16 protein-coding genes and 2 rRNA genes are annotated in these 23,874 nt (G+C 34.2%); 6 read left to right on the top strand and 12 right to left on the bottom strand.

The annotated features are described in order from the left end of the window. Window positions 1-104: 104 nt before the first annotated feature. The 4 genes from AMQ68_RS10595 to AMQ68_RS10580 form a co-directional block, all read right to left on the bottom strand. Window positions 105-767, bottom strand: coding sequence for a copper homeostasis protein CutC (locus tag AMQ68_RS10595; protein ID WP_054510616.1), 663 nt, complete (start codon window positions 765-767; stop codon window positions 105-107). Between the two features lie 31 nt (window positions 768-798). Further along, window positions 799-1,338, bottom strand: coding sequence for a hypothetical protein (locus tag AMQ68_RS10590; RefSeq protein ID WP_054510615.1), 540 nt, complete (start codon window positions 1,336-1,338; stop codon window positions 799-801). Window positions 1,339-1,453: 115 nt separating this feature from the next. Continuing rightward, window positions 1,454-2,449, bottom strand: coding sequence for an isoaspartyl peptidase/L-asparaginase family protein (locus AMQ68_RS10585; protein ID WP_185113398.1), 996 nt, complete (start codon window positions 2,447-2,449; stop codon window positions 1,454-1,456). A gap of 455 nt (window positions 2,450-2,904) precedes the next feature. After that, window positions 2,905-5,163 (bottom strand): family 20 glycosylhydrolase, encoded by a 2,259-nt coding sequence (locus AMQ68_RS10580; protein WP_054510613.1) that lies wholly within the window; start codon window positions 5,161-5,163, stop codon window positions 2,905-2,907. A 106-nt stretch (window positions 5,164-5,269) separates the two neighbouring features. Between AMQ68_RS10580 and AMQ68_RS10575 the strand changes: the two genes are divergently transcribed. Next, window positions 5,270-6,073 carry a DUF4197 domain-containing protein gene (locus AMQ68_RS10575; RefSeq protein WP_054510612.1) on the top strand — a complete coding sequence of 268 codons (804 nt, stop codon included), beginning with the start codon at window positions 5,270-5,272 and terminating at the stop codon, window positions 6,071-6,073. 397 nt (window positions 6,074-6,470) lie between these two features. Beyond that, a complete protein-coding gene (locus AMQ68_RS10570) occupies window positions 6,471-7,358 on the top strand; it encodes a hypothetical protein (RefSeq protein ID WP_054510611.1) in 888 nt (295 codons plus the stop codon). 79 nt (window positions 7,359-7,437) lie between these two features. Here AMQ68_RS10570 and AMQ68_RS10565 read toward each other — a convergent pair whose 3' ends face one another. Further along, window positions 7,438-8,091: a CoA transferase subunit B gene (locus tag AMQ68_RS10565; protein WP_054510610.1), complete on the bottom strand. Its 654-nt coding sequence runs from the start codon at window positions 8,089-8,091 to the stop codon at window positions 7,438-7,440. 209 nt (window positions 8,092-8,300) lie between these two features. On the opposite strand from AMQ68_RS10565, the gene AMQ68_RS10560 reads away from it, so the two are divergent. Further along, complete coding sequence (locus AMQ68_RS10560; RefSeq protein ID WP_054510609.1) at window positions 8,301-10,106, top strand: ABC transporter ATP-binding protein; 1,806 nt, start codon at window positions 8,301-8,303, stop codon at window positions 10,104-10,106. A gap of 252 nt (window positions 10,107-10,358) precedes the next feature. Here AMQ68_RS10560 and AMQ68_RS10555 read toward each other — a convergent pair whose 3' ends face one another. Beyond that, on the bottom strand, window positions 10,359-11,060 hold the full coding sequence (locus tag AMQ68_RS10555; protein ID WP_054510608.1) for a CoA transferase subunit A: 702 nt from the start codon (window positions 11,058-11,060) through the stop codon (window positions 10,359-10,361). A 154-nt stretch (window positions 11,061-11,214) separates the two neighbouring features. Here AMQ68_RS10555 and AMQ68_RS10550 point away from each other — a divergent pair, with 154 nt between their 5' ends. Further along, window positions 11,215-11,709, top strand: coding sequence for a DoxX family protein (locus AMQ68_RS10550; RefSeq protein WP_054510607.1), 495 nt, complete (start codon window positions 11,215-11,217; stop codon window positions 11,707-11,709). Between the two features lie 129 nt (window positions 11,710-11,838). Here the strand turns inward: AMQ68_RS10550 and AMQ68_RS10540 are convergent, their stop codons facing one another. Beyond that, on the bottom strand, window positions 11,839-14,580 hold the full coding sequence (locus AMQ68_RS10540; RefSeq protein ID WP_054510605.1) for a fibronectin type III domain-containing protein: 2,742 nt from the start codon (window positions 14,578-14,580) through the stop codon (window positions 11,839-11,841). A 285-nt stretch (window positions 14,581-14,865) separates the two neighbouring features. Here AMQ68_RS10540 and rplS point away from each other — a divergent pair, with 285 nt between their 5' ends. Beyond that, window positions 14,866-15,222, top strand: coding sequence for a 50S ribosomal protein L19 (rplS, locus tag AMQ68_RS10535; RefSeq protein ID WP_054510604.1), 357 nt, complete (start codon window positions 14,866-14,868; stop codon window positions 15,220-15,222). 200 nt (window positions 15,223-15,422) lie between these two features. On the opposite strand, the gene AMQ68_RS10530 is transcribed toward rplS, so the two are convergent. Further along, the gene (locus AMQ68_RS10530; RefSeq protein ID WP_054510603.1) at window positions 15,423-16,418 is read right to left on the bottom strand and encodes an alpha/beta fold hydrolase; all 996 of its coding nucleotides are present in this window, start codon (window positions 16,416-16,418) and stop codon (window positions 15,423-15,425) included. A 231-nt stretch (window positions 16,419-16,649) separates the two neighbouring features. Between AMQ68_RS10530 and AMQ68_RS10525 the strand changes: the two genes are divergently transcribed. After that, window positions 16,650-17,792 (top strand): DUF418 domain-containing protein, encoded by a 1,143-nt coding sequence (locus AMQ68_RS10525; RefSeq protein WP_054510602.1) that lies wholly within the window; start codon window positions 16,650-16,652, stop codon window positions 17,790-17,792. Between the two features lie 48 nt (window positions 17,793-17,840). Here AMQ68_RS10525 and AMQ68_RS10520 read toward each other — a convergent pair whose 3' ends face one another. The 4 genes from AMQ68_RS10520 to AMQ68_RS10505 all read right to left on the bottom strand — a co-directional run. Further along, entirely contained in the window at window positions 17,841-18,821 is a 981-nt protein-coding gene (locus tag AMQ68_RS10520) for a DMT family transporter (protein ID WP_054510601.1), read from the bottom strand. A gap of 129 nt (window positions 18,822-18,950) precedes the next feature. Next, window positions 18,951-21,581 (bottom strand): T9SS-dependent M36 family metallopeptidase, encoded by a 2,631-nt coding sequence (locus AMQ68_RS10515; protein ID WP_123905668.1) that lies wholly within the window; start codon window positions 21,579-21,581, stop codon window positions 18,951-18,953. Between the two features lie 1,056 nt (window positions 21,582-22,637). Further along, window positions 22,638-22,745 (bottom strand): 5S ribosomal RNA (gene rrf, locus AMQ68_RS10510). 207 nt (window positions 22,746-22,952) lie between these two features. Beyond that, window positions 22,953-23,874 (bottom strand): 23S ribosomal RNA (locus AMQ68_RS10505); the annotation flags it as partial.

Below are 23,874 nucleotides of genomic sequence, written 5' to 3'. Positions count from 1 at the left end.
AGCGTTTTAGCCATATCGCTTAATCAGCAACTCTGTCGCAATACTTTGCTTCCTTAAAACATTTACACTAACAATAAAAATCTTTGCGTTAAAATCATTCAGAATTATCTATTTTTCAAAGCTATCACCTCATCAGCATTCGCAAAAGAACCACCATTAGTAATGGCGGAAGAATGGAAATAGTGAGCCTGTGTATATTCTCTGATTTCTTCAATATTTGTGGAACGAAGTCCGCCACCGACAAGAATTTCTATTCTTCCATTGGATAACTCGACCAGCTTTTTAAGGTTCTCTTTTCCTTCGGAAACATTAGGTTTTTGACCTGAGGTAAGAATCGTTTTAAATCCGCAATCGATTACTTTTTCTAAAGAGGATTCTAACCCTTTTGCTCGGTCGAAAGCACGGTGAAATGTACAGGGAAGAGGATTTGCTAATTCTATTAAGACTTTATTTTGCTCAACATTCACCTCCTCATTTCCATCTAAAATTCCGAAAACAAAACCATCAATACGTAATGATTTTAATTGAACCAACTCTTCTTTCATCTGCTTAAATTCAGCATCTGAATAAGTGAAATCTCCACCACGAGGACGAATCATTACAAAAATCGGAATGTTTATTTTTTCTCTAAGCTGTTTGGTTGTTTCAAAGTTGGGTGTGGTTCCGCCTTCGCTTAATCCGTCACACAATTCTATTCTATCGGCTCCGTTTTCAAAAGCAATGATTGCTGATTCCGAGTTGAAGCAGGCTATTTCTATTTTTGACATTTTTGACTTCTTTTATTTTAATTGGGAAATATTATTGAACGACATCAGCAATGCGAAATCCCTCTTTTTCTTTCGCTACTTTAACCTGAATTGGATATTTTGCTTTATATTCTTTATCCTCAAGAATCACATCAAACAAATACGTATTTCCATCTTGGGAAATGAAATTGCATTTTGAGACTTTGATTTCATTCCAATCTTGTCCGGAAATTAAAAATCCAACACCAGTTCCTGCTTTTTGAATATTAAACTTGTTTTTCCATTTTTGTTCAAACTCCTTTTCAGTAAGACTTCCCTTGGTATCCATTTCTACATTGGTAGCATCTGTTTTATATTCATAATAGTCTTTGGTGGTGATATTCTGCATAGCCGAATCCATCGTAGAAAGATCTGTTTTGAAGAATTTCTCAATACTTTCTGTCAGCCATTTTTTTGCGTCTTCAGCTTCGTTGGGTTTATTCTCTGAAACCGGATTTTCTATTGTTGGCGCTTTATATTCAGATCCTTTTTCAGTTTCCTTTTCTTTACAAGCAATCATTAAAAATAAGGAAGAAAGAATTATTAATTTCATTGTTATTTAGGTTTTGGCTAAAGCCAATTGATTATTTTTCATTTTGAAAACGGGCTAAAGCCCGTTCCTATTGATCATACAAAGATGTTAAATTATAATCTGGTAGCTCATTCAATTATTTCAAAGCAAATTCTGGCTTTTCCAAACGGTTTCCTTTTTGATCATACACCGCAAAATTAAACCCGTCCTGAATACAATATGAACCATATTCTCCTTTCTTATTCAAAGCAATAAAGCCCACCTGAATGTCTTTTAAGTTTTTATTTCTTTTTTGCGTAATCTTCACAATTCTTTCCACTGCTTCTTTACAAGCCTGTTGAGGATTTCTGCCTTGTCGCATTAATTCCACTACAAGATGGGTTCCCACCGTTCTGATAACTTCTTCTCCGTGTCCGGTTGCGGTTGCAGCACCTACTTCATTATCAACAAACAATCCGGCTCCAATAATAGGTGAATCTCCTACTCTTCCATGCATTTTAAAAGCCATTCCGCTCGTTGTACACGCTCCGGAAAGATTTCCTTGAGCGTCCAAAGCAATCATTCCGATTGTATCGTGGTTTTCAATGTTTACAATAGGTTGATACTTGCTGTCTTTCAACCACTCTTTCCATTCTTTTTCAGACTCAGCAGTCAACAGATTTTCTTTTTTGAAACCTTGAGAAATAGCAAACTGAAAAGCGCCATCTCCAACCAACATGACGTGAGGTGTTTTTTCCATCACTGCTCTTGCCACAGAAATCGGATTTTTGATATTTTCGATACAGGCCACAGACCCAATATTGTAATTATCATCCATAATACAGGCATCCAATGTCACTCTTCCATCTCTGTCTGGGCGTCCGCCGTAGCCCACACTTCTTTCACTTGGATCTAGCTCGACTAAACGAACTCCTTTTTCTACGGCATCCAAAGCCTTTCCGCCTTTTCCTAAAATTGTCCAGGCTTCTGCATTCGCTTTTAAACCAAAATCCCACGTAGAAAGAACAATGGGTTTATTGACAATTTTATTCTGTGTTTCCGGCAGATTCCCCGCTATTAAATCCAGTGGATTCAATAACAATACTGAAGATGCCAAAGCTGTATTTTTTATAAATTTCCTTCTAGAGTTCATGATTTTTTATAGGTATTAGGTTGCAGGTTTTTATATTTAAACTTTATTTTTTTTTACAAAAGATTAACAGTTTAGTTATTAAACTTGTTTAAACTTTTTATTTAACCGCAAAAGAAACAAAAGATCAGATGATACAATATAAAGCTTATCCTTAAACTGAAAAAAGAAAACATTAGCTTTTAAAAATCTTTGATTTTTATTCTTTTGAGAACTTGTAGTCATCTATTAACAATTGTAAAAACAGCTTTTGCCTCTTTTGCGGTTAAATTTAAAATTAGTCTGTTTAAACTAATTTTAAGTTGATCATTAAACTACAAATAAAAACACATAAGTTAAAAAATCTTTGCATATTGAGCGGAGTCGAAATATTATTCTTTTAAAGACTTTTGATTTCTCAAAAATTAAATTTTAGTAAGCCCCTAATATCTTTTGAATCTTTTGCGGTTAAAATTATATTAATTTGCACCGATTTCGTCAACAAAAAGCCATGCTTTTGAATCGGCTCCCGGATTTCCAGCCGGAATAATTCCTGCGTTTTCTATTTTAATTTTAATATATTTTGAATTCTGATTTCCTACGTTAAGTTTTATTTTTCCTTTTGCATTTTGAATTTCATCTTTCCCGATTTCTTTAATCAACTTGAAGTTTTTATTATCATCAGAAACAAAAATTTGTGCCGATTTTGCCAAATGAATCCAGCTTCCCTTATTTTCTAAGGTATTAAAAGATACTTCTGAAAATTGAGTCTTATTTCCAAAATCAATCGTTGCTACAACATCTTTTCCTTGAAAGCCTAGCCACGTTTTACCCAGCTGTTTTTGATTTCCAATAATTCCATCAATTAAAGTAAAAGCGCCGCCAAAAGAATAGTTTTCACTCGGTTGTTCCTCTAACGTGATTGTTTTACCTGTTGTTTTTGAGATTGTGAATTGTTGAGAAGAAACTGCACTTTTTATCTGTCCATTTTCAAAATATGCCGATTTAATAGTCATTGATTTAGAAACAGGAATTGGGTTTTGATACGTCTGAGAATTTCCTGTAGGATCTGTTCCATCCAACGTATATCTTATTCCGTTTAAATTTTGAGAAGTTGAAAGTTCGTACGCTATTCCATTGCTATTATTTGAAATTACTTTTCCTAAAACATTGTAAATACTTTTAGCGTAATTCACATTCATTTTATCCAACACGTTGAACTGGTTGATTACTCTTCCTTCGAATTCTTTGTATTTTTTCGGATCTGAAGTTCCCCAACCTACTTCTGAAAGCGCCATCAATCTTGGGAAAATCATGTATTGAACCTGTTTAAAATCCAGAATATATTCCGTCCATAGATTAGCCTGCACTCCCAAAATATATTTTGCTTCCTCTGCATTTAATTCTGATGGAATCGGGTTGTAAGAATAGACTTTATCTAAAGGAGTAAATCCACCAAAAGCATTCGGCTCTGACTGTGGATCCCCTTGATAATGATCAAAATAACAAAAAGATCCCGGTGTCATGACAGCAAAATGTTTTGATTTTGCAGCTTCAATACCTCCATTTACTCCAGTCCAGCTCATTACCGCTGCATTGGGCGCTAATCCACCTTCTAAAATTTCATCCCAGCCAATGATTTTTCGCCCTTTACTGTTGACATATTTTTCAATTCTATGAATGAAATAGCTTTGCAAACCATGTTCATCCTTCAAATTATTTTTCTTAATTAATTCCTGACAATGAGCACATTCTTTCCATCTTGTTTTTGGACATTCATCGCCACCAATATGAATATATTGAGACGGAAAAAGAGTCATCACCTCATCCAACACGTTTTCTAAAAATGTAAAAGTTTCCTCTTTCGGACAAAAAACATCATCAAAAACACCCCATTTTGTAGCAGATTCGAAAGGTCCTTTGGTACAAGCCAGTTCAGGATAAGCGGATAATGCAGCCAATGCGTGACCCGGCATTTCAATTTCCGGAACTACCGTGATATGTCTTTCCGTAGCATATTTTACCACCTCTTTGATCTGTTCTTGCGTATAAAAATAAGGTCCGTACGGTTTTCCGTCAAAGGTATTATCTACATACGCTCCAATCATGGATTCTTTACGTTTTGAACCTATTTCTGTGAGTTTCGGATATTTTTTAATTTCAATTCTCCAACCCTGATCGTCTGTTAAGTGCCAGTGAAAAGTATTCAGTTTATACATGGCCAGATAATCGATATACTGCTTTACTTCCTCAACTGTGAAAAAGTGGCGGCAAACATCCAAATGCATTCCACGCCATGCAAATTTAGGCTGGTCTTCGATTTTTAAACACGGGATTTTTTTATTATTTTGATTAGATTCAATCAGTTGAATTAATGTTTGAAGTGCTAAAAAATATCCTTGTTTGGTATATGATTTAATGAGAATCTGCTTTGGAGAAATCTCGAGAGTATAAAACTCACTATTTTGCTGAGCGTTATTTGATTTTGGCAACTGAAAATATACCAATTGTGCATCAGACTTGCCTGAATACTGAAATTTGATATCTGCACCTACCTTCTTTTTAAAGTAATCCGTTTCTTCTTTCGGCAATTTATTACTCAATATCAGAACATCTGAAATAGTAAAATTTCCTTGATTAAGTTTTACATTTTGGGGATAAGGAATTAAATTCAATTGTGTTTGAGAAAAAAATGCATTCGAAAGCAGAACAGAAAATAGAAATAGATAACGTATCATCTTGCTTGATTATGGTTTTAGCGAATATAATTATTTTCTGAAAAACTTCAACCTACTTTTTAACTTATTATACAATAAAACATCTAATTTTGCAGAAAAATAAACGATGAGAAAAACAATTTTATTAGCCAGCATACTGTTATTTTCAGTTTCTGCACAGGCACAAATTTTAGATATTATAAAATCTACCGTAAAGGATAAAACAGGCGTAGACCTTAATAATCCTGTGAAAACAAATACTCCGACTCCTTCTACAACGACTCCTTCAACAAATAATTCTTCTGTGAACATTGGTAATCTTACCTCCACACAAATCTCTTCAGGATTAAAAGAAGCTTTAAGTATGGGGGTGACGGAAGGCGTAAAAAAACTAGGCGTAACAGACGGTTTTTTAAAAAATGAAGCGGTAAAAATTCTAATGCCTGAAAAGCTGAGAAAAATAGATACTACCCTTCGTTCCATAGGAATGGGAAGTTTAGCTGACCAAGGCGTGAAATTACTGAACAGAGCTGCTGAAGATGCAGTGACAGAAGCTACTCCTATTTTCACAAGTGCCATTACATCAATGACTATTACCGATGCTAAAAATATCCTGTTAGGATCTAATAATGCAGCAACAACTTATTTACAGGGAAAAACTCAAAGCCAGTTGTTTACCGCTTTTGAACCAAAAGTGAAAGCTTCATTAGGAAAAGTGGGTGCTGATAGCGTTTGGAAAACTATTATTTCAAAATACAATACTTTAACCGGACAAGCTGTTACAACCGATATTAATGAATATGTTACCACAGAAACCATCAATGGAGTTTTTAAAATGGTAGCCCAAAAAGAAAGCGGAATCAGAGATACGCCTGCCATGAGAACGACTTCTATTTTACAGAAGGTTTTTGGAGCGCAGGATGGTAAATAATTTTATTTTGTCTTAAAACAGATACTATATTAAAATATTTAGATGCTTCGACTACGCTCAGCATGACATTCCTAATACTAACCGTTTTATTATAACGTAATTTTGTTTTGTCAATTAATGAACACATAAAAAAACCTTGTCGATGACAAGGTTTTTGTTTTATTTAGAATTGCATTTCAGGAATTTCATTTTATGACTTAAGATCATCACAGAAAAAACAATAGAAAGCAAACAAATATTACAACTGATAATCAATCATATATAATTATTTCATATATTAGATTGTAATTACAAAAGTGTTATTGGCTTTAAAATCATTGCCAAGTATTGCAAGAAATTAGAAGAAATCTTCTAAAGATTATATTCCAATCTATATTTCATCACAAAAAACAAAAAAATGAAGTTTTTAAATATTTTAACAATTTTCTTTTTTTCGATTGCATTTTCTCAAGAAAATAACATCTTAGATAGGCTTTCAGCATTAGACAACAATGGGAAAACTTGGTATAATATAGATGGTTATAGTGTTACAAGTGAAACATTCAACAATTCTTTTGATGAAAAAGGATTATTAAAAGTTTATAAAAAACACCAAATTTCAAATTCTGATATTAAAACGAAGGATGATAAAATTAATCCGAACAATTTATTTGTAACAAAACAGCAAAAAATTTCAGACAACCTTTTTCAAACCAACAATTATTACTTTATTGAAAACCCTAATAAAACAGTGACTGTAGTATGGTTTATAAAAAATGGGAAAACGGATAAAGAGACTGAAGAAAAACTTGTAAACTTAATTATTGAAAATAAGATTCCAAAAGAAAATTTTGTCCCGATGAAGATCAATACAATTGATTTTGCCGGAAAAAAAATAGAATTGGGAAATAGTTGTTATTGGACTTTTCTTAATACTGTACAATGTCCTTATATGGGTGAAATGAATTGGTCTATTCACAGAACATTAGACGATGCAAAAGAAGCAATTGAAAATCAATTAAATATTACCAAATCAAAAAAAGGTGGTAAAATTATATCTGAAGAAATTGTAGATGTCAATTTCGAAGATGTTCCAACAAAGGCAAAAAAAGTGATTTATGATTTTACAGGTCTTACCTCTGCTCTTTCAAAAATGTCTGGTGGGAAATCTTTAACCATTTACTATATTGCAGAAAATATAAGAAATCGAAATGTAAGTTGTGTAATGAGCTTTTGGAATAATGACCAAATAAATCCAGAAACAAAACTTCCTCCTCTTTTGGAAAAAATGATGAAGTTGAACTAAACAATTTTACTATTTTTAAAATATAGAAATAAATTCAAAAAAGGCTGTCTCAATTTCTGAAACAGCCTTCTTATTTTATTTAGAATTGCATTTCAGGAATTTCTCCTTCAATGATCAAATCTGCTTCTGTAGATTTTACAATATGTTCTACTGAAATTCCGGGTGCTCTTTCCACCAACTTGAAACCTTCTGGAGTAACATCTAAAACCGCTAATTCAGTTACGACTCTTTTCACACAGTTTACGCCCGTTAAAGGAAGTGAACACTTTTTAAGGATCTTACTTTCTCCAGCTTTATTAACGTGCATCATTGCGACGATAATATTCTCTGCAGAAGCTACCAAATCCATGGCGCCACCCATTCCTTTTACCATTTTGCCTGGGATTTTCCAGTTGGCGATGTCTCCGTTTTCTGAAACTTCCATTGCTCCAAGAATAGTAAGATCTACTTTCTGACCTCTGATCATCCCGAAACTGAATGCAGAGTCGAAGAATGAACCTCCTTCTAAAATTGTGATCGTTTGTTTTCCAGCGTTGATGACGTCTGCATCTTCTTCGCCTTCAAAAGGGAAAGGACCCATTCCCAGCACTCCGTTTTCACTTTGAAATTCTACGGAAATACCTTCTGGAACGTAGTTAGCGACCAAAGTGGGGATTCCTATTCCTAGATTTACATAGTAACGATCTTTCAGTTCTTTTGAAATTCTTTTAGCAATTTGTTCTTTTGTGAGCATATTAAAAACTTAGACTGCAATTTAAATATTTTCACTTGAATACAAAAGGTCTTTGTTATTCAAAATTATTACTATCACCTGAGTTCGGGAGAAAGCTGTCTTTTTAATACAAAGATTTCTTCAATTATACAGAATAGCAGTTCATCATAAAAATTATTAACACTGTTAGTCAAAATAATATTGTTAATTTTGTACAATTATTTATTAGAATGAAAATACTTTTAAGATACCTTAAACCTTACCAATGGTTGATTGCCCTTTGTTTATTTTTGGCAACAATTAATCAGGTTTTTTCTTTATTTGCTCCTGCCATAACAGGTAATATCCTGGATCAGTTGGTTACCCACCCTAATTTTTTTGATAAGGAAAAAGTCCTTCCCCGAAATATGGATCAATATTTATATGGAGATGGAATTTACCACGGTGTTTTCTATTTTTTAACTTTGCTTATAGGAACAGCGATGATCAGTAGAATAGCCAAAGCTTTTCAAGATTATGCCGTAAGTGTGATAACCCAAAAGTTTGGCGCCAAAATATTTACAGACGGTTTACAGCATTCTATGGCATTGCCATTTCAGGAATTTGAAGACCAAAGAAGTGGTGAAACGTTGTCTATTCTAACGAAAGTAAGAGAAGATACTGTAAAATTCATTACAAGTTTTATTAATATTTTCTTCGGAATTTTGGTCAGCATTATTTTCGTTTCCGTGTATGCTATCCGTTTACATTGGTCGATTATGCCGGTGTATATTTGCGGAATTTTTCTGATTGCTTTTATCACCAATTTATTAAGTAAGAGAATCAAGAGTATTCAAAAAAATATAGTTTCAGAAACTACGGCTTTAGCGGGAAGTACTACGGAAAGCTTAAGAAACATTGAAATTGTTAAAAGTTTAGGATTAACCAATCAGGAAGTTATCCGTTTAAATAATAACACCTACAAGATCCTTGGGCTCGAGCTTAGAAAGGTTAAAAGTATCCGTTCTTTAAGTTTTATTCAGGGAACAATGGTGAATTTTCTTCAACAGATGATCACCATGACCTTGTTATTATTAATTTTTAAAAACATCGTTACTCCCGGACAATATTTATCTCTAATGTTTTATGGATTCTTTATTTTCGGACCGATGCAGGAAATCGGAAACATCATTATTTCTTATCGTGAAGCCGAAGCTTCCCTTACTAATTTTGATCGTTTAATGAAAAAAGAAGTCGAAGAAAAGCCACTTCATCCAAAACAAATTGGGGCTATTGAAGAATTAGAATTTAAACATGTTTCTTTCAAACATCAGTCTGCTCAATATAAAGCTTTAAATAATATCTCTTTTGATGTTAAAAACGGTGAAACCATCGCTTTTGTAGGACCAAGTGGTTCAGGGAAAAGTACATTGGTGAAATTGCTGGTTGGATTGTATAGACCTCAGGAAGGAAATATTTTTTATAATACGATTAACGGAAAAGAATTTGATTTTGATGAACTGAGAAATCAAATTGGTTTTGTAACCCAAGACACCCAACTTTTTGCAGGAACCATTAAAGAAAATCTTCTTTTTGTGAATCCTAATGCTTCAGATGCTGATATAGAAATAGCGCTACAGAAATCGAGTTGTACCGCATTAATAGAAAGAGCTGAAAAAGGCATCGAAACCGTTATCGGGGAAGGCGGACTAAAACTAAGTGGTGGTGAAAAACAAAGAATTGCCATTGCAAGAGCACTTTTAAGAAAGCCACATTTATTGATTTTTGATGAGGCAACGTCTGCACTGGATAGTATTACTGAAGAAGAGATTACTTCTACCATCAAAAATATTTCCGAAGAGAAAGAGCAGATTACCGTTCTTATTGCCCACCGTTTAAGCACCATCATGCATGCAGACCGAATTTATGTATTGGAACGCGGACAAGTCATAGAAATGGGTTCTCATGATAATTTGATTGCCGAAAAAGGTTTGTATTATGCGATGTGGAGACAACAGATTGGGGAAAGGAAAATGCTTATTTCCCCGGAATCATAACATAAATAAAGCGCTGAAATATTTCAGCGCTTTTGTTTTTATTCTTTAACCACAAAAGTTTCAAAAGATTTTAGCACTTGAGAAAGTTTAAAGCTTTGGAAATAATTAAGAGCACATAAGAAGAATATTTCGACTCCGCTCAATATCTAAAGATTTTCAAAAACTAATATGTTCTTCTTTGTTGTAAAATCTTAACTTCAAAAAACTTAAGTGTTAAAATATTTTGTTTCGAATACTCTTCATCAAAAGAGATTAGTCTTTTGTTCTCACTGTTCTCTGTTCAATTCTTTTTTCAAATTTTTCTCCCTGGAAAATCCTTTGAATCATAATTCCAGGAATATGAATTTGGTTAGGATCTAATTCTCCCGGTGCTACCAATTCTTCTACTTCAGCAACCGTTATTTTTGCCGCTCCAGCCATTGGATGATTGAAGTTTCTTGCAGACCCTTTGAAAATAAGGTTTCCTGCGTGATCTCCTTTCCAAGCTTTAACAATAGAGAAATCTGCTTCGTAAGCATGTTCTAAGATATGAGGTTTACCGTGAAAATCTTTTACTTCTTTACCTTCTGCTACTTCAGTTCCGAAACCTGCAGGGGTATAAAAAGCAGGAATTCCAGCCTGAGCTGCTCTGCATTTTTCAGCAAGAGTTCCCTGTGGAGTCAATTCAACATCCAATTCTCCCGAAAGCATTTGTCTTTCGAACTCTGCATTTTCTCCTACATAAGAAGAGATCATCTTCTTAATTTGTCTTTTATGAAGCAATAATCCCAATCCGAAATCATCAACACCTGCATTATTTGAAATACATGTTAAATCTTTCACATCGCTTTCTACTAAAGCATTAATTGAGTTTTCAGGAATTCCGCAAAGTCCAAAACCACCCAACATTAAAGTCATTCCATCTTTAATTCCGTCGATGGCCTCCTTTGCATTTTTTACTCTTTTATCTATCATGAAATATTAGATTTTTCTGTTGGCTAAATTTAATAATTTTTCTCATAACTACGGTATCTAGGAATTTATTTGAATTTTGATCTTACTTTTTATACATTTGGCGTCTTAATCCCTCTCATACACAGTTTTTTTTAAATTAATTATAGAATACACAATGCAAAAAGAAAATTTCAACAAAATCGGAGACGTATTTTATGTACTATGCAGAATAAGCATTGGTTTATTCTTTTTTGTCACCGGTTTCAACAAGCTCTTTCATCCCGTTTTTCAGGGATATATGCTGAAAACAATTACTAGCTTGGGCTTTTCAAACCCTCAGTTGATGGCTAATTTTGTTGCATCTAATGAAATGTTCTGGGGATTATTATTGCTTTTGGGACTGTTGACAAGATTGAGTTCATTCGCTTTAATCATTGTCATGCTTGTTGCTCTCTTTACAAAAGATATTCATTCTATTCCTACAGAATTAATTCCTATTGATCCTAAAGTGGGAAACCGTCCGATGGATAATTTTACATGGCTGAGCTATTTCTTCTATCTTCCACAGGTTTTATACATCATGATCTTAGGATTATTTTCATTGTACGGCTATAAAGCTTTTGGTATTGACCGATTTATTAAAAAGAAAAAAGCAGATCCTTATACATAACAGAAAAGCAGGAAAATTAATTCCTGCTTTTTTTTGTTTTTTTGTTTTTTTGTTTGATTGGATTTTATCCAATCCTCCGTTAAATCGTCCCTTTGGGACTCTTTCTTTAAAAATAAATTACTTCAAATTTTACTGAATAATCAATTTCAACGTAAATAATTTTCTTGTGTGAACTTTCACGAAATAGACTCCTTTTGGAAGGTTTTCATTCACTAAAGAGAATCGTTGATTATTGATATTTTTCGATTCATACAAAAGGTCTCCATTCGCTGAGATCAATTCAATTTTATCAATTGGATAATCACTCTTAATAAATGTTGGCTGGCCAGGTTTTGTAGGATTCGGATATAAAATTACATTTTTCGTAGTACTGTTATGAACTTCATCTGTACCTAACGTTGGCCCTGCTACCTGAAATTGTACTCTGTTTGAAACCTCTGTATAAGAATCATTGGTAAACATTACCATATAATAATTTCCAGGTGTCGCAGGAACTGCTGTTCCCTGAATTGTCTTTGTTCCCTGCGTAACCCCATCAAAATACGTATAAGAAACAAAATTATCATCCGGCGTCTGAATATTCTGAGGATAAATTCCCAACCAGTCTTTGATAATTCCCGGAGAATCTGTCCAAGAAGCGGTGATACTTTCCCCTAAAGTATAAATTGGTTTATTAGCCCAAAGTTCGGTAACAATGTCTCCCACTTTAAAGAAAACTTTCTCCCCAATTGGCGTATATCCGTCTTCAAGCAAATAAGTAGCATAATAATATCCTTTTGGAAGTCCTGTAAAATTAAGCGTTCCTGAAGCTGTCGTTACATAATCCCATTTAATAGAAGTATTGGTTCCTGGAGTTTGTCCCATTTTATAAATTCCGATCCAGTCTTTTACCAAATTGGGACCGTTACTGAAATTAACAGTTACCGTTCCGCCCACAGGATATGTATCTGCTGTTGCCTGTAAAACGACTTTCGGACCTACATAGAAATTCTTTCTTGGTGTAATTTCTGTGTACCCATTGTTGGCAAAAAATCCGGCGTAATATTGACCTTTATTAGGTAAACCATTCGTGAAAAGAGCTGTTCCGGCAGTTTGTCCGTTCGTATAAATAAAACCTTGAGATGTTACTCCTGCAGGGCTTTGTCCTTTTTTATAGATCCCCACCCAATCTTGCTGATTTCCAGGACCGCCTGTGTAAGTAGCTGTAATAGGTGAGTTTTGGGTGTATTCGGTTTTATCTAAAACAAATGTAGGATTAGAAACTACACTTCCCGTAACTTGAAACTGTTTTACATCGCTCCAATCACTCCATTCTAGATTTCTGTCTCTGTAACGGGTTTTTACATAATACGTTCCGTTTGAAATAGCATTGGTTCCAATGGTAGCCTTGGTGATATCTACTCCGGCATTTAAGTTTTTAGTTTTATCCGGTGTTCCGTTTCCATCTTTCCCAAACCAGTTTTCGTAATCTCTGTAGAATTCCTTTTCAATAACAGAAAAATCGGCTGCTTTGCTTATTAAGAACTGGGTTGTGTTTAATAATTCGTTGCTAGAAGATGAAAAAGCACTTCCATTTAATGTTAACGGCAACGTTATAGGCGCTGAAAACGTATTGGTAATCGATGGTTTTGCAGGTTTAGGCTGATTTTTATACCTATGGAATGTATCTATTAATTCATTATTCTTTTTATTGTAAACGCCACCAATCGAATAACATTCAACATCTACTTTTCCGCTGGCTACATCTACTTCAACAATTTGATATGTCCAATCTGTCAATGTTTTCTGAACATCATCAAAATCCTGCTCGGTAGACATTCCCCAATATTGATCCCAAGCCACTCCACCAGAAATCAACTGGTAATTTGGTGAATCTTTTAATTGTCCTCTGTGGTATAAATGATGGTGAGCTCCAACATGCATCAAATATTTGCTAGATGTCGTTAAAAGCGGAACGGCATTATTTCTAACCCAAGTTGAAATATCTCCTACATATTGCTCAGCCTGATAAGGTCTGTGGCTTAACGAAATGATCCAATCTACGGTAGGGTCATTATTTGCTTCATTTAAAATCTGTTGAAGCCAAGTCTGTTGAGCCGAACCCGTATGTTCTGAACTTAAACTGATGAACAAAACATTCCCGGCTTGTTGAGCATAATAATTCTCATTTCCTGAAGTGATATTTTTATATTTAATTTCATCAATATAGAAATGGGCGTAATAAGAGTTCATCCCCATCGTTCCGTACGTTTCATGGTTTCCAACGGTTGTCTGGATTGGAAGATAAGGTGATAAATTAATATTCTTTTTAAAGTGAACATTTTCATAATGATCAAGCGTTCCTACATCTACCTGATCTCCCACCATAAAAGTCAACGCCACATTATCAGAAGGATCTGAAGTCGCTCCGAATTTTTCTTTTAACTTTTTATAGGCATTTAAAGTTAAGGTATCATATCTCGGTTCCGCTTTAATCTGGTTGTCTCCCATAATCAGGAAACGGATTTTTCCATTTGCTGTTACAGCTTGCCCAGGCAAAGGCAATGTTCTGAAGTTATACACTGCAGATTCGCTGGTTCCTGTTTTTATTTTGTAATAATATTTGGTGTTCGGCAGCAAGTTGGTAATCTTCGCCGTGTGATAATAATAGTTGTTATTATATCCTGTATCCGAAAAAATGTTTGTTGTTCCGGTAACGGTAACATTCAAACTTGTTGGAGAATTTCCGTAGATAACGGTTGTTTCATTATTAGAAGAAGTCTTCCAATTAACAATCATAGAATTGGGTGTCGGGTTTTGTAAATACGGATACAAAGCCTGCCCAAATGCCATCTGGACGACAAAAAAGAAAAAAAATAAGTAATGTTTCATAATAAAGTAGTGTATAGATTTTTAAATTGTGTAGGAATGAATGCAAGAAATGGTTACTGTCGTTTTTAGTTCGGGCAAAAGTAGGAATTCCCATGTAAACTCAATCTGCCGTCTGCGTAAAGGATATGTTAATTTTTGAAGCCAAAAACACTGAAAATATGTAGTTTAATAACAAAAAATTATTTGGCATATTCAAAAAGTATTTTGTACATTTGCAACCTGTTATTCAACCTCTGACGAAAAACGTGTAAGTTGCTTAGCCTTAACATTTTATTATTAATAAAAATGGATTTATTAAAGTACGTACAAGACAAGTACATTACAAAAAAAGAATTTCCTGAATTCAAAGCTGGTGATACAATCACTGTGTATTACGAAATTAAAGAAGGACAAAAAACTAGAACTCAGTTCTTCAAAGGAACAGTTATCCAAATAAGAGGTACTGGTTCTACAAAAACTTTCACTATCAGAAAAATGTCTGGTGATGTAGGTGTAGAAAGAGTATTCCCTATCAATATGCCAGCTCTTCAAAAAATTGAAGTTGACAGAAAAGGTAGCGTTAGAAGATCTAGAATCTATTACTTTAGAGATCTTAGAGGTAAGAAAGCGAGAATTAAAGACGCTACTTACAAGAAGAAATAATTCAGACAACAATACATACAAAAAGAGGCTGTTCATATTTGAGCAGTCTCTTTTTATTTTGGTCATTGCAAAGGAATATAAACAACAATTTTATAATTCGATTCCTACAAAATGAGCCTAGATTCCTACGGAATGACAAAGATTGTGAATAACGAACATATTATTCTCAATACTGTAATTTCATCTTCTAGCTTCCTGCCTTATCTAATAAAATCATATAAAGCATTCCAGAATTTATCATAAACTTCAATGTGCGGAAGATGTCCTACATTTTCAATTTCCACTAATTTTGAACCTTCAATTTGTTGCTGCGTTTTTTTTCCTAATTCTTGATACTGCCCCATTTTGGATTGCAATTCTTTTGGAGCTCTATCCTTTCCTATCGCGGTTCTGTCTCTCGTTCCGATAATTAATAAAGTAGGAGTTTTAATATTTTTAAACTCATAACAAACCGGCTGATTATAAATCATATCTGTGGTAAGCGCTGCATCCCAAGCTACTTTTGGATAATCAGCATGTAAAGTCCAACCTGCAATTAAATCCAACCAAGGCTGATATTCCGCTTTCCATTTATTATCATAATAAAATTTCAACTGATAGTTTTTATACGTTTCTGCGGTATTTTTTAATTCTGACTGATATGCCTGATCTATCGTTTGATAGCCTGCAAAGGTTTTATAATCCTCCAATCCGATTGGGTTTTCAAGAATTAATTTTTGAACCATTTCAGGATATAGCAATGTAAATCTCGTGGCAACCATTCCTCCCATTGAGTGCCCTAAAACAATTGTTTTATCAATTTTCAATTCGTCCAAAATTGCTTTTGTATTTTCTGCCAATTGAGAAAAAGAGAACTGATAACTTTGAGGTTTTGATGATTTCCCAAATCCGATTTGATCTGGAATAATTACTCTGAATCCTTTATCTGAAAGATCTTTTGCCGTTTTTGCCCAATAAGCCCCATTGAAATTTTTCCCGTGAAGCAGCAGTATTGTTTTCCCGTTGGACGTTTTAGGCTTTACATCCATATACGCCATTTTCAGATCGTTGTTCTGAGATTTTAAATTAATGAAATGAACTTCATAAGGATATTGATAATTGGTAAGATCTGCATCCAAAGGTTTTACTTGTGAAAACAGTAAAGTTGGCGCAATCGATAACATAATAACCGCAACAGCATTTCTAAAATGTTTCATGAATTTTTATTTAAGTATAAAATTAAAAAAACTACTCCAAAGGAAATGGTTTATAATGAGTATTTTAGTTTTCATTTAAAACTTTTAAGATAATTTACCATTTTACAATATTCTTTTATATAAACATTAACATAAATAATATTCAGACCACAGAATACAAAAGTATATTTGAGAAAAATAACCAAAAAAAGTATTATTCACAGAATACTTTTATACTTATCACGATTATCTATGAATAACAACAGTCCTGTTTTACAAAATCAGCGAATTCCCATCATAGATATTTTACGAGGCTGGGCATTATTTAGCGTTGTTGTCATGAATTATGCCACGATATACACTTGGAATACTCATTCCATAACAGTAGAAGCAGATACGCTCACTTCTCTCATTGAAAGGATTTCTGAAATTATACTCCGTTCAAAAGGCTGGACTTTACTCGCCCTATTATTTGGCTTTAGTTTTTCCATCTTATTAAAAAAGATAAGCTCCAGCGGTCAATCAACCAATGTATTTTTCATCAAGCGTATGATGTGGCTATTTGTTTTTGCTTTTATCAATACACTTTTTTTTGGCGGTGATATTCTCAACGACTACGCTTTTATGGGATTAATACTGCTCCTTTTCTATAATCTTAATACCAAAAATCTATTTATCATTGGAGTTACAATCTTATTACTAACTCCATTTTTACAATCCTTTTTAGGGAGACATCATTTATTATTTGCACCTAAAGACCGCGACCTGTTTTATGAATTTTATGATAGGAATACTTTCTTCGATCATATTAAGGCCAACCTTATTATGAGATATAAATGGATGTTTCGTTTAAGTTATTCTATTATATTGCATCTGATACAATTAGGCTGTTTTTTAATTGGTGCTGCCCTGCATCGCAGTAATTTTTTCTCAATCATACATAGTAATCCAAAACTTTTAAAGAAGATATTTTGGGTTAGTTTAAGCTTATCAACTGTTTTATTTTTCAGTCAAATTCTAATAGAAAAATATGAGTGGGAATTCAATACGTATTACAATCTATTTTATCCTGAAATACTTTGTATTATGACGTTTATAACTACAGGAATTATCTTGATGTATAATGCCGGCAAAGCTAAAAGGATTTTCTCAGGGTTACAAATTGTCGGTAAAATGACCTTAACCAACTATATCACACAAAATATCATTGCTTTTTTTCTTTTTATCTGTTTAAAGGTAGACTGGCCATTATATCAATATATATTGATTTCCATTCTTGTCTTTATTTTACAGATCATTTTTAGTAGATGGTGGCTGAAAAAATATAATTATGGACTATTGGAATGGCTTTGGCGATGTCTAAGCTATGGAAAGATCTTTTCATTAAAAAAATAAAACCGTCTCAAGAGAAACGGTTTTCATTATATGTATAGCTTATTATTTTTAAGCAACTTCTGCTATTGTCATTTCTTTTTTAGAAGGTAGATTCATTAAAACAATCGCAAAAAGAATAAGGATAATTCCCATCCATTGAATCAATTCAACCTTTTCGCCCAATAAAACGTAAGCCATGGTTACAGAAACCGGAAGTTCCAATGATGAAACAATACTTCCTAAACCTAATCCCGCATTTGGGAAACCAATATTAAACAAAATGGGAGGAATAATTGTTCCAAAAATAGCCAGAGCAAAACCATACGTCCATAATATTGAATAATCAAAAGAGTGGATATGCTGCGTATTTTCTGTGAAATTTAAATAAATAGATCTTAGTCCATCAGAATACATTGGTCCTATCTGAGCAAAAAATAAAAATGCAAATATCACAATAGAACCTCCTGAAAGCATCACAATACTTTTTCTTAAAACCGGTAAATGAGTCGCTAAGGTATTAGAGGTAAACATCGTTAATGTGTAAGAAGCTGCCGCTAATAATCCCCAGAATATACCGTGCCAATCTAGCTCAATATCCATATTGATAAGATTCGTCGCTAAAACCGTTCCTAATAAAACAATAACAACGGATACTATTTTTCTGGCATTAGGTAATTTCTTTGTTAAAAAACTTTCAACAACTACGCTAAACCATACAGACTGCATCAACAATACAATAGCAATAGAAACAGCAATATACTGAACGGCGATATAATAAAACAAACTTGTACACCCTAAAGAAGTACCAGCAAGCATAAGCATTTTTATTTCTTTACGACTAGGTGATGGTAATTTTTGCTTTGATGTTATGGTTTGAATAAAATTTAAAATTAATAATCCTACCAATCCTAAGATAAACTGAGCAGTTGTAACTTCTGAAGTGGTATATCCGTCATGATAAGCCATCTTAACAAATGTTGCTAGCATACCATATATACTGGCTCCAATCCCGACAAATAAAACTCCTTTAAGTATATTTTTCTTCTTCATATTCTTTTTTTAAACAGCCGGCAAAGTTACGATATAATAATCAAATTTGTCAGAAGGTGATTAGTATCATAGATAAATAAAATCGCCCCAAGCAAGCTTGAGGCGATATATAATTTGATCTTTTCGATCTTATTTATTAACAATTACTTTAGATGCAGCATCAAAGCCAAGGCCTTTGATCTTCACCATATACGTTCCGTTTATTAAATTACTTGTAGAAATTGCTTTTTTAGTATCAGGAGATATTTTATCTTCTGAAGAAACTAATTTTCCTGACATATCGTAGATCTCAACACTTACTTTACCAATTGTATTGCTTGGGAAATTGATGAAGAATTCGTTTTTAGCAGGATTCGGATAGATTGAAATCACATTTTTAACTGCTTTTACTTCGTTTGTTGCTAAGCTAGCACATTCAGCTGGTACAGTCAAATCTTGTACTTGATCATTAATATTCGTTTTGCTTCCTGCAGAAGCATTAACTCCCAAGCCTCTTTTTGCAAAAACATTCCAGATCATACATTTATCAGCACCTCCTGTTGTAGCCAATTCAGCAGCTAAAATTGCATTTCTGCCATCAATAAATGTAGGATTACAAGGTTGCAGCTTTAATGCATCAGTAACTAACTGTAATACTTTTGTACTACCATTTGTAGTATTAGCTGTTACATCAGAAGAGTATCCATATTTCTCAACATATTTCCAGTTTAGATCCCATAACATGGTTGCCCAAACAAATCCAATAGAATGCACATCCGGAACAACAGCAGTTCCGTTGTTATATTCCATACCGTTAGTATTACCATAAGTGAAACTATTAATAGTAAAATTTGGAGAATATTTTGCTGGTCTAATACCATCTCCCGCATTATCCTCACCTATCACATAAGTACCAATACCTCTTGGTACTGAAGCATTATCTCCCGCTTTATTGGTCAACATTAAAGCAAAGAAATCTGACCAACCTTCACCCATTTGTTCTTTATCTGCATTGGAATTTAAGCAGTTGTAGCCCGCTCCCGTTAGCCTATTTGAAATACCATGGCCATATTCATGAGTAACAATACCATTATCAAAGCTTCCATCATATTTTGCATCTACTCTTAGGTCAACATTCACAACAGTATTCGCAGCTAGTTTTGTTTTAATGAATTCTCCTTCAGCATTTGTAATTAATATAGATGGTATTGTGATTGTAGCATCTGTTCCACCCATATTTCCTATGGTAGCACCATTAGCTGTATTATTATAAATAATTGTACCAATAGCCCCAGCATTTTGTGCGTTTTTAACTTTTACAGCAAAACCACAATTAGCAGCACCTCCCCTTTCAATAAGTCCAATTTTACCAGTCATTTCACCTGCAGGTAGCGCAGTACATCCATCAATAACACTTCCAAGTTTTACATCACCAGTTATTCCGGTAGCATTTAAAGCAGGGCCAAATTGTGCGACACCAGCGTTCACAACTCTTGCAACTGCATCAGATGGAGTATTATAAAATAATTTACGATTTGATCCTAACCATAGATACATTTGCATTCTAGGATTAATTCCATCCTGTAGAGTTCCAAAATTGGCATTATTTAATCCACTTCCATCCTGTGCTTCAGCATATACAGAGTCATCGTTTACACCTCCTTTTCCAAAGTTATTATCTTGAAAATTTCTAGCCGATTCTGTAAATCCGAACTGATAGAAAACATCGTGGATTCTATTGTTTAAATAAAATAAATTTGTGATAGCAGCATTTCTATTAGCTGCAGGTGTTCCATCAATATTAAAAGGAAAATTAAAATTCCTTGTTGCCCCTCCATCTGCTGGCGTTCCTGGTAAGTAATCAGGAGGTATAGTTAAAGCTGTTCCTGCAACATCTTCATACGCAAAAACATTATTTCCTCTGGTTACAGTATAATGAGTGGTACCGTCAGAATGCCATCCTTCAGGCGAAGCATTAAGCATCCAAGGATTTGAAATAACTGACCTAGATCCAAAGGTAGCAGACTCAATAGGTAAAGGAAACACATTATAGGAAGCATTGTCCGGAACAAAGAAAGGAAAATTTTGTGGAGCTTTATTTTCCGCACCAATTAATTGATTGTTATTATCAGTCAAATGATCATGTGTAAAATCTGAAGCATATGGATCAAGTGTAAAATTACATGATAATGTTAAATTATTTTTTTCAATAATTTTTCCATCATTTGCATCTACTAGTATATTCCAATAATTTGATGTTTTAGGCTCTGCCAGACTATACTCATATGCTAAACGTAGTTTTTCATTCCCATCATTTGCATAAACTAATCTTTGTCTTGCCGTTGCATTATTATTCCCACCTTTCTGAGAACGTTCCAGAATGGTAAAGTTATTAATTTCCGGATTTTGTAAATCTTCAGCAATTTTCTGAAGTGCAGTACCTTTGCTAATCACAGCAGTATTTGGTGTAGATACCGAGTAATTCTTTACGAAGTTATCTGTGTAATAAACAATTTTATTGTCTTTAATAAGTACGGTCCCAACAGAACTATATACTGGAAAACCATTATATGTTTGTTGAAATTTAACAACATTTCCATTTAAGGACTTCGAATTATCTACATTATCAATAATGAAATTCGTAAGGTCAGATTTTTTATACTCTCTCAATTTATTTTGAGAGATATAATCTTTAATAAGCTTCTCATTATCTTGTCCAAATAAAGTAGAAGGAAATACTGCGAATGCAGCAAATAAAACAGGTAGAATTATCTTTTTCATATACACTAATAAAGCCGCTAATTTACAAATGTTTCGTAAAAAAAACACATTTAACATAAATAAATAATAAAATATAAATTTAAAATTTAAATTCTCTTTATTTATCGCTATTTCAGAGATTAATAATCTAATTAATTTTATTTTTAAAATTAAAATACCCTTTATTTTTAGAAAATTAAGAAAGAATAAAATTAGCATTATGAGTGTGGGCAAATACTTATTTCTATTTTGTTTATGCAAGACAGAAGGGATGATTGAAGTTTGAGTATACAAGCTAAATAAAGGCGTAAACTTATCAAAAGAATACAAAGGGAAAGTCTATTCTTTTTATTTATTGAGTTATTCTTACTTGGAGGTAAATGATAATGGAAGTCATAATTTAAGTTTTGGCTAAAGCCTTTTAATATTCATATCATTAAAGTGGGCTGAAGCCCACCTCTATTGAATATTAAATACAATCCCAAGTATACTATATATAAGGTATACCCTAGTAAATCTAGCAGGTTTGGACTTGAAGCGTGAGTGGACTGTTTTTCATTTCCCACAGATTTTCGCAGATTGACACAGATGTTTGGTTAAGTATTGAATAGATTGAGCATAGACAATAGTGGATGGATGAAATGTTGATTTTTTTACTCTTAAAGCAAACCTAACAGGTTTCAAAAACCTGTTAGGTTTAGAGGCGATGAGGATTACCAATAAATAATCCCCGAGGTAAGCATTGAAGTATTTATCTTCGAATACATCGTTATCTTATTTTATTTCAAAGTATGTCATGAATCTGTCATTCTGAATGGAATGTAGTGGAGTGAAGAATCTCTACCCTTTTTTTGAATTTCGCTGTTGAGATCCTTTCAGGATGACAAAGAGAGCGGCAGAGTTGGTGGATAAAGAGATTGCATCTAGCATCTAGCATCTAGCATCTAGCATCTAGCATCTAGCATCTAGCATCTAGCATCTAGCAAAAGTCAAACTTTGAGTTGGGTTGCGGGTTTTCTTTGGGTATGTAACAAAAAAAAGTCTCATACAAATAAATGTATGAGACTTTTAAATAAAAACTGGCGGCGACCTACTCTCCCGCTTTCGCAGTACCATCGGCGCTGGTGGGCTTAACTTCTGTGTTCGGAATGGGAACAGGTGAGCCCCACCGCTAAAACCACCCTAAAGGCGTTATATGAAGGTTCGAGGGATTAGGGGTTAGGCCCTAGCATTACGCTAAATCCTGATACCTTTTTCCTGATACCTTATTTTATCGATAAAAACAGTCACAAAGACAAAACCTTTCTTGCACTTGCTAGCAATTCTTGAGATAGGTTTTTAATGTAATATTAATGATTACTCATTTGATGATTATATTTATTCCTTTTAATAGGCAATAAATCTACGGGTAATTAGTACTACTCGGCTATGCTGTTACCAACTTTACACCTGTAGCCTATCAACGTCGTCATCTCCAACGACCCTTAAAAGATGTCTCATCTTGAGGCGAGTTTCGCACTTATATGCTTTCAGTGCTTATCTCTTCCAAACGTAGCTACTCAGCGGTGCTCCTGGCGGAACAACTGATACACCAGAGGTTTGTTCAATTCGGTCCTCTCGTACTAGAATCAAGCCCTCTCAAACATCTAACGCCCGCAATAGATAGAGACCGAACTGTCTCACGACGTTCTGAACCCAGCTCGCGTGCCACTTTAATGGGCGAACAGCCCAACCCTTGGGACCTTCTCCAGCCCCAGGATGTGACGAGCCGACATCGAGGTGCCGAACCTCCCCGTCGATATGAGCTCTTGGGGGAGACTAGCCTGTTATCCCCGGAGTACCTTTTATCCTATGAGCGATGGCCCTTCCATACGGAACCACCGGATCACTATGTCCTGCTTTCGCACCTGATCGACTTGTAGGTCTCACAGTCAAGCACCCTTATGCCATTACACTCTACGCACGGTTACCAAGCGTGCTGAGGGTACCTTTGAAAGCCTCCGTTACTCTTTTGGAGGCGACCACCCCAGTCAAACTACCCACCACGCAATGTCCTTCTAAAAGAAGTTAGGCTCCAAGTAAGTAAAGGGTGGTATTTCAACGTTGACTCCACAAACACTAGCGTGCCTGCTTCAAAGTCTCCCACCTATCCTACACATTACTTACTCAAAGTCAATACGAAGTTATAGTAAAGGTTCACAGGGTCTTTTCGTCCCATTGCGGGTACTCGGCATCTTCACCGAGACTACAATTTCACAGAGCTCATGGTTGAGACAGTGCCCAGATCGTTACACCATTCGTGCAGGTCGGAACT

It is taken from the genome of Chryseobacterium sp. ERMR1:04 (assembly GCF_001297705.1).
Lineage (GTDB): Bacteria > Bacteroidota > Bacteroidia > Flavobacteriales > Weeksellaceae > Chryseobacterium.
This window is presented reverse-complemented; position numbering and strand designations above follow the sequence as displayed.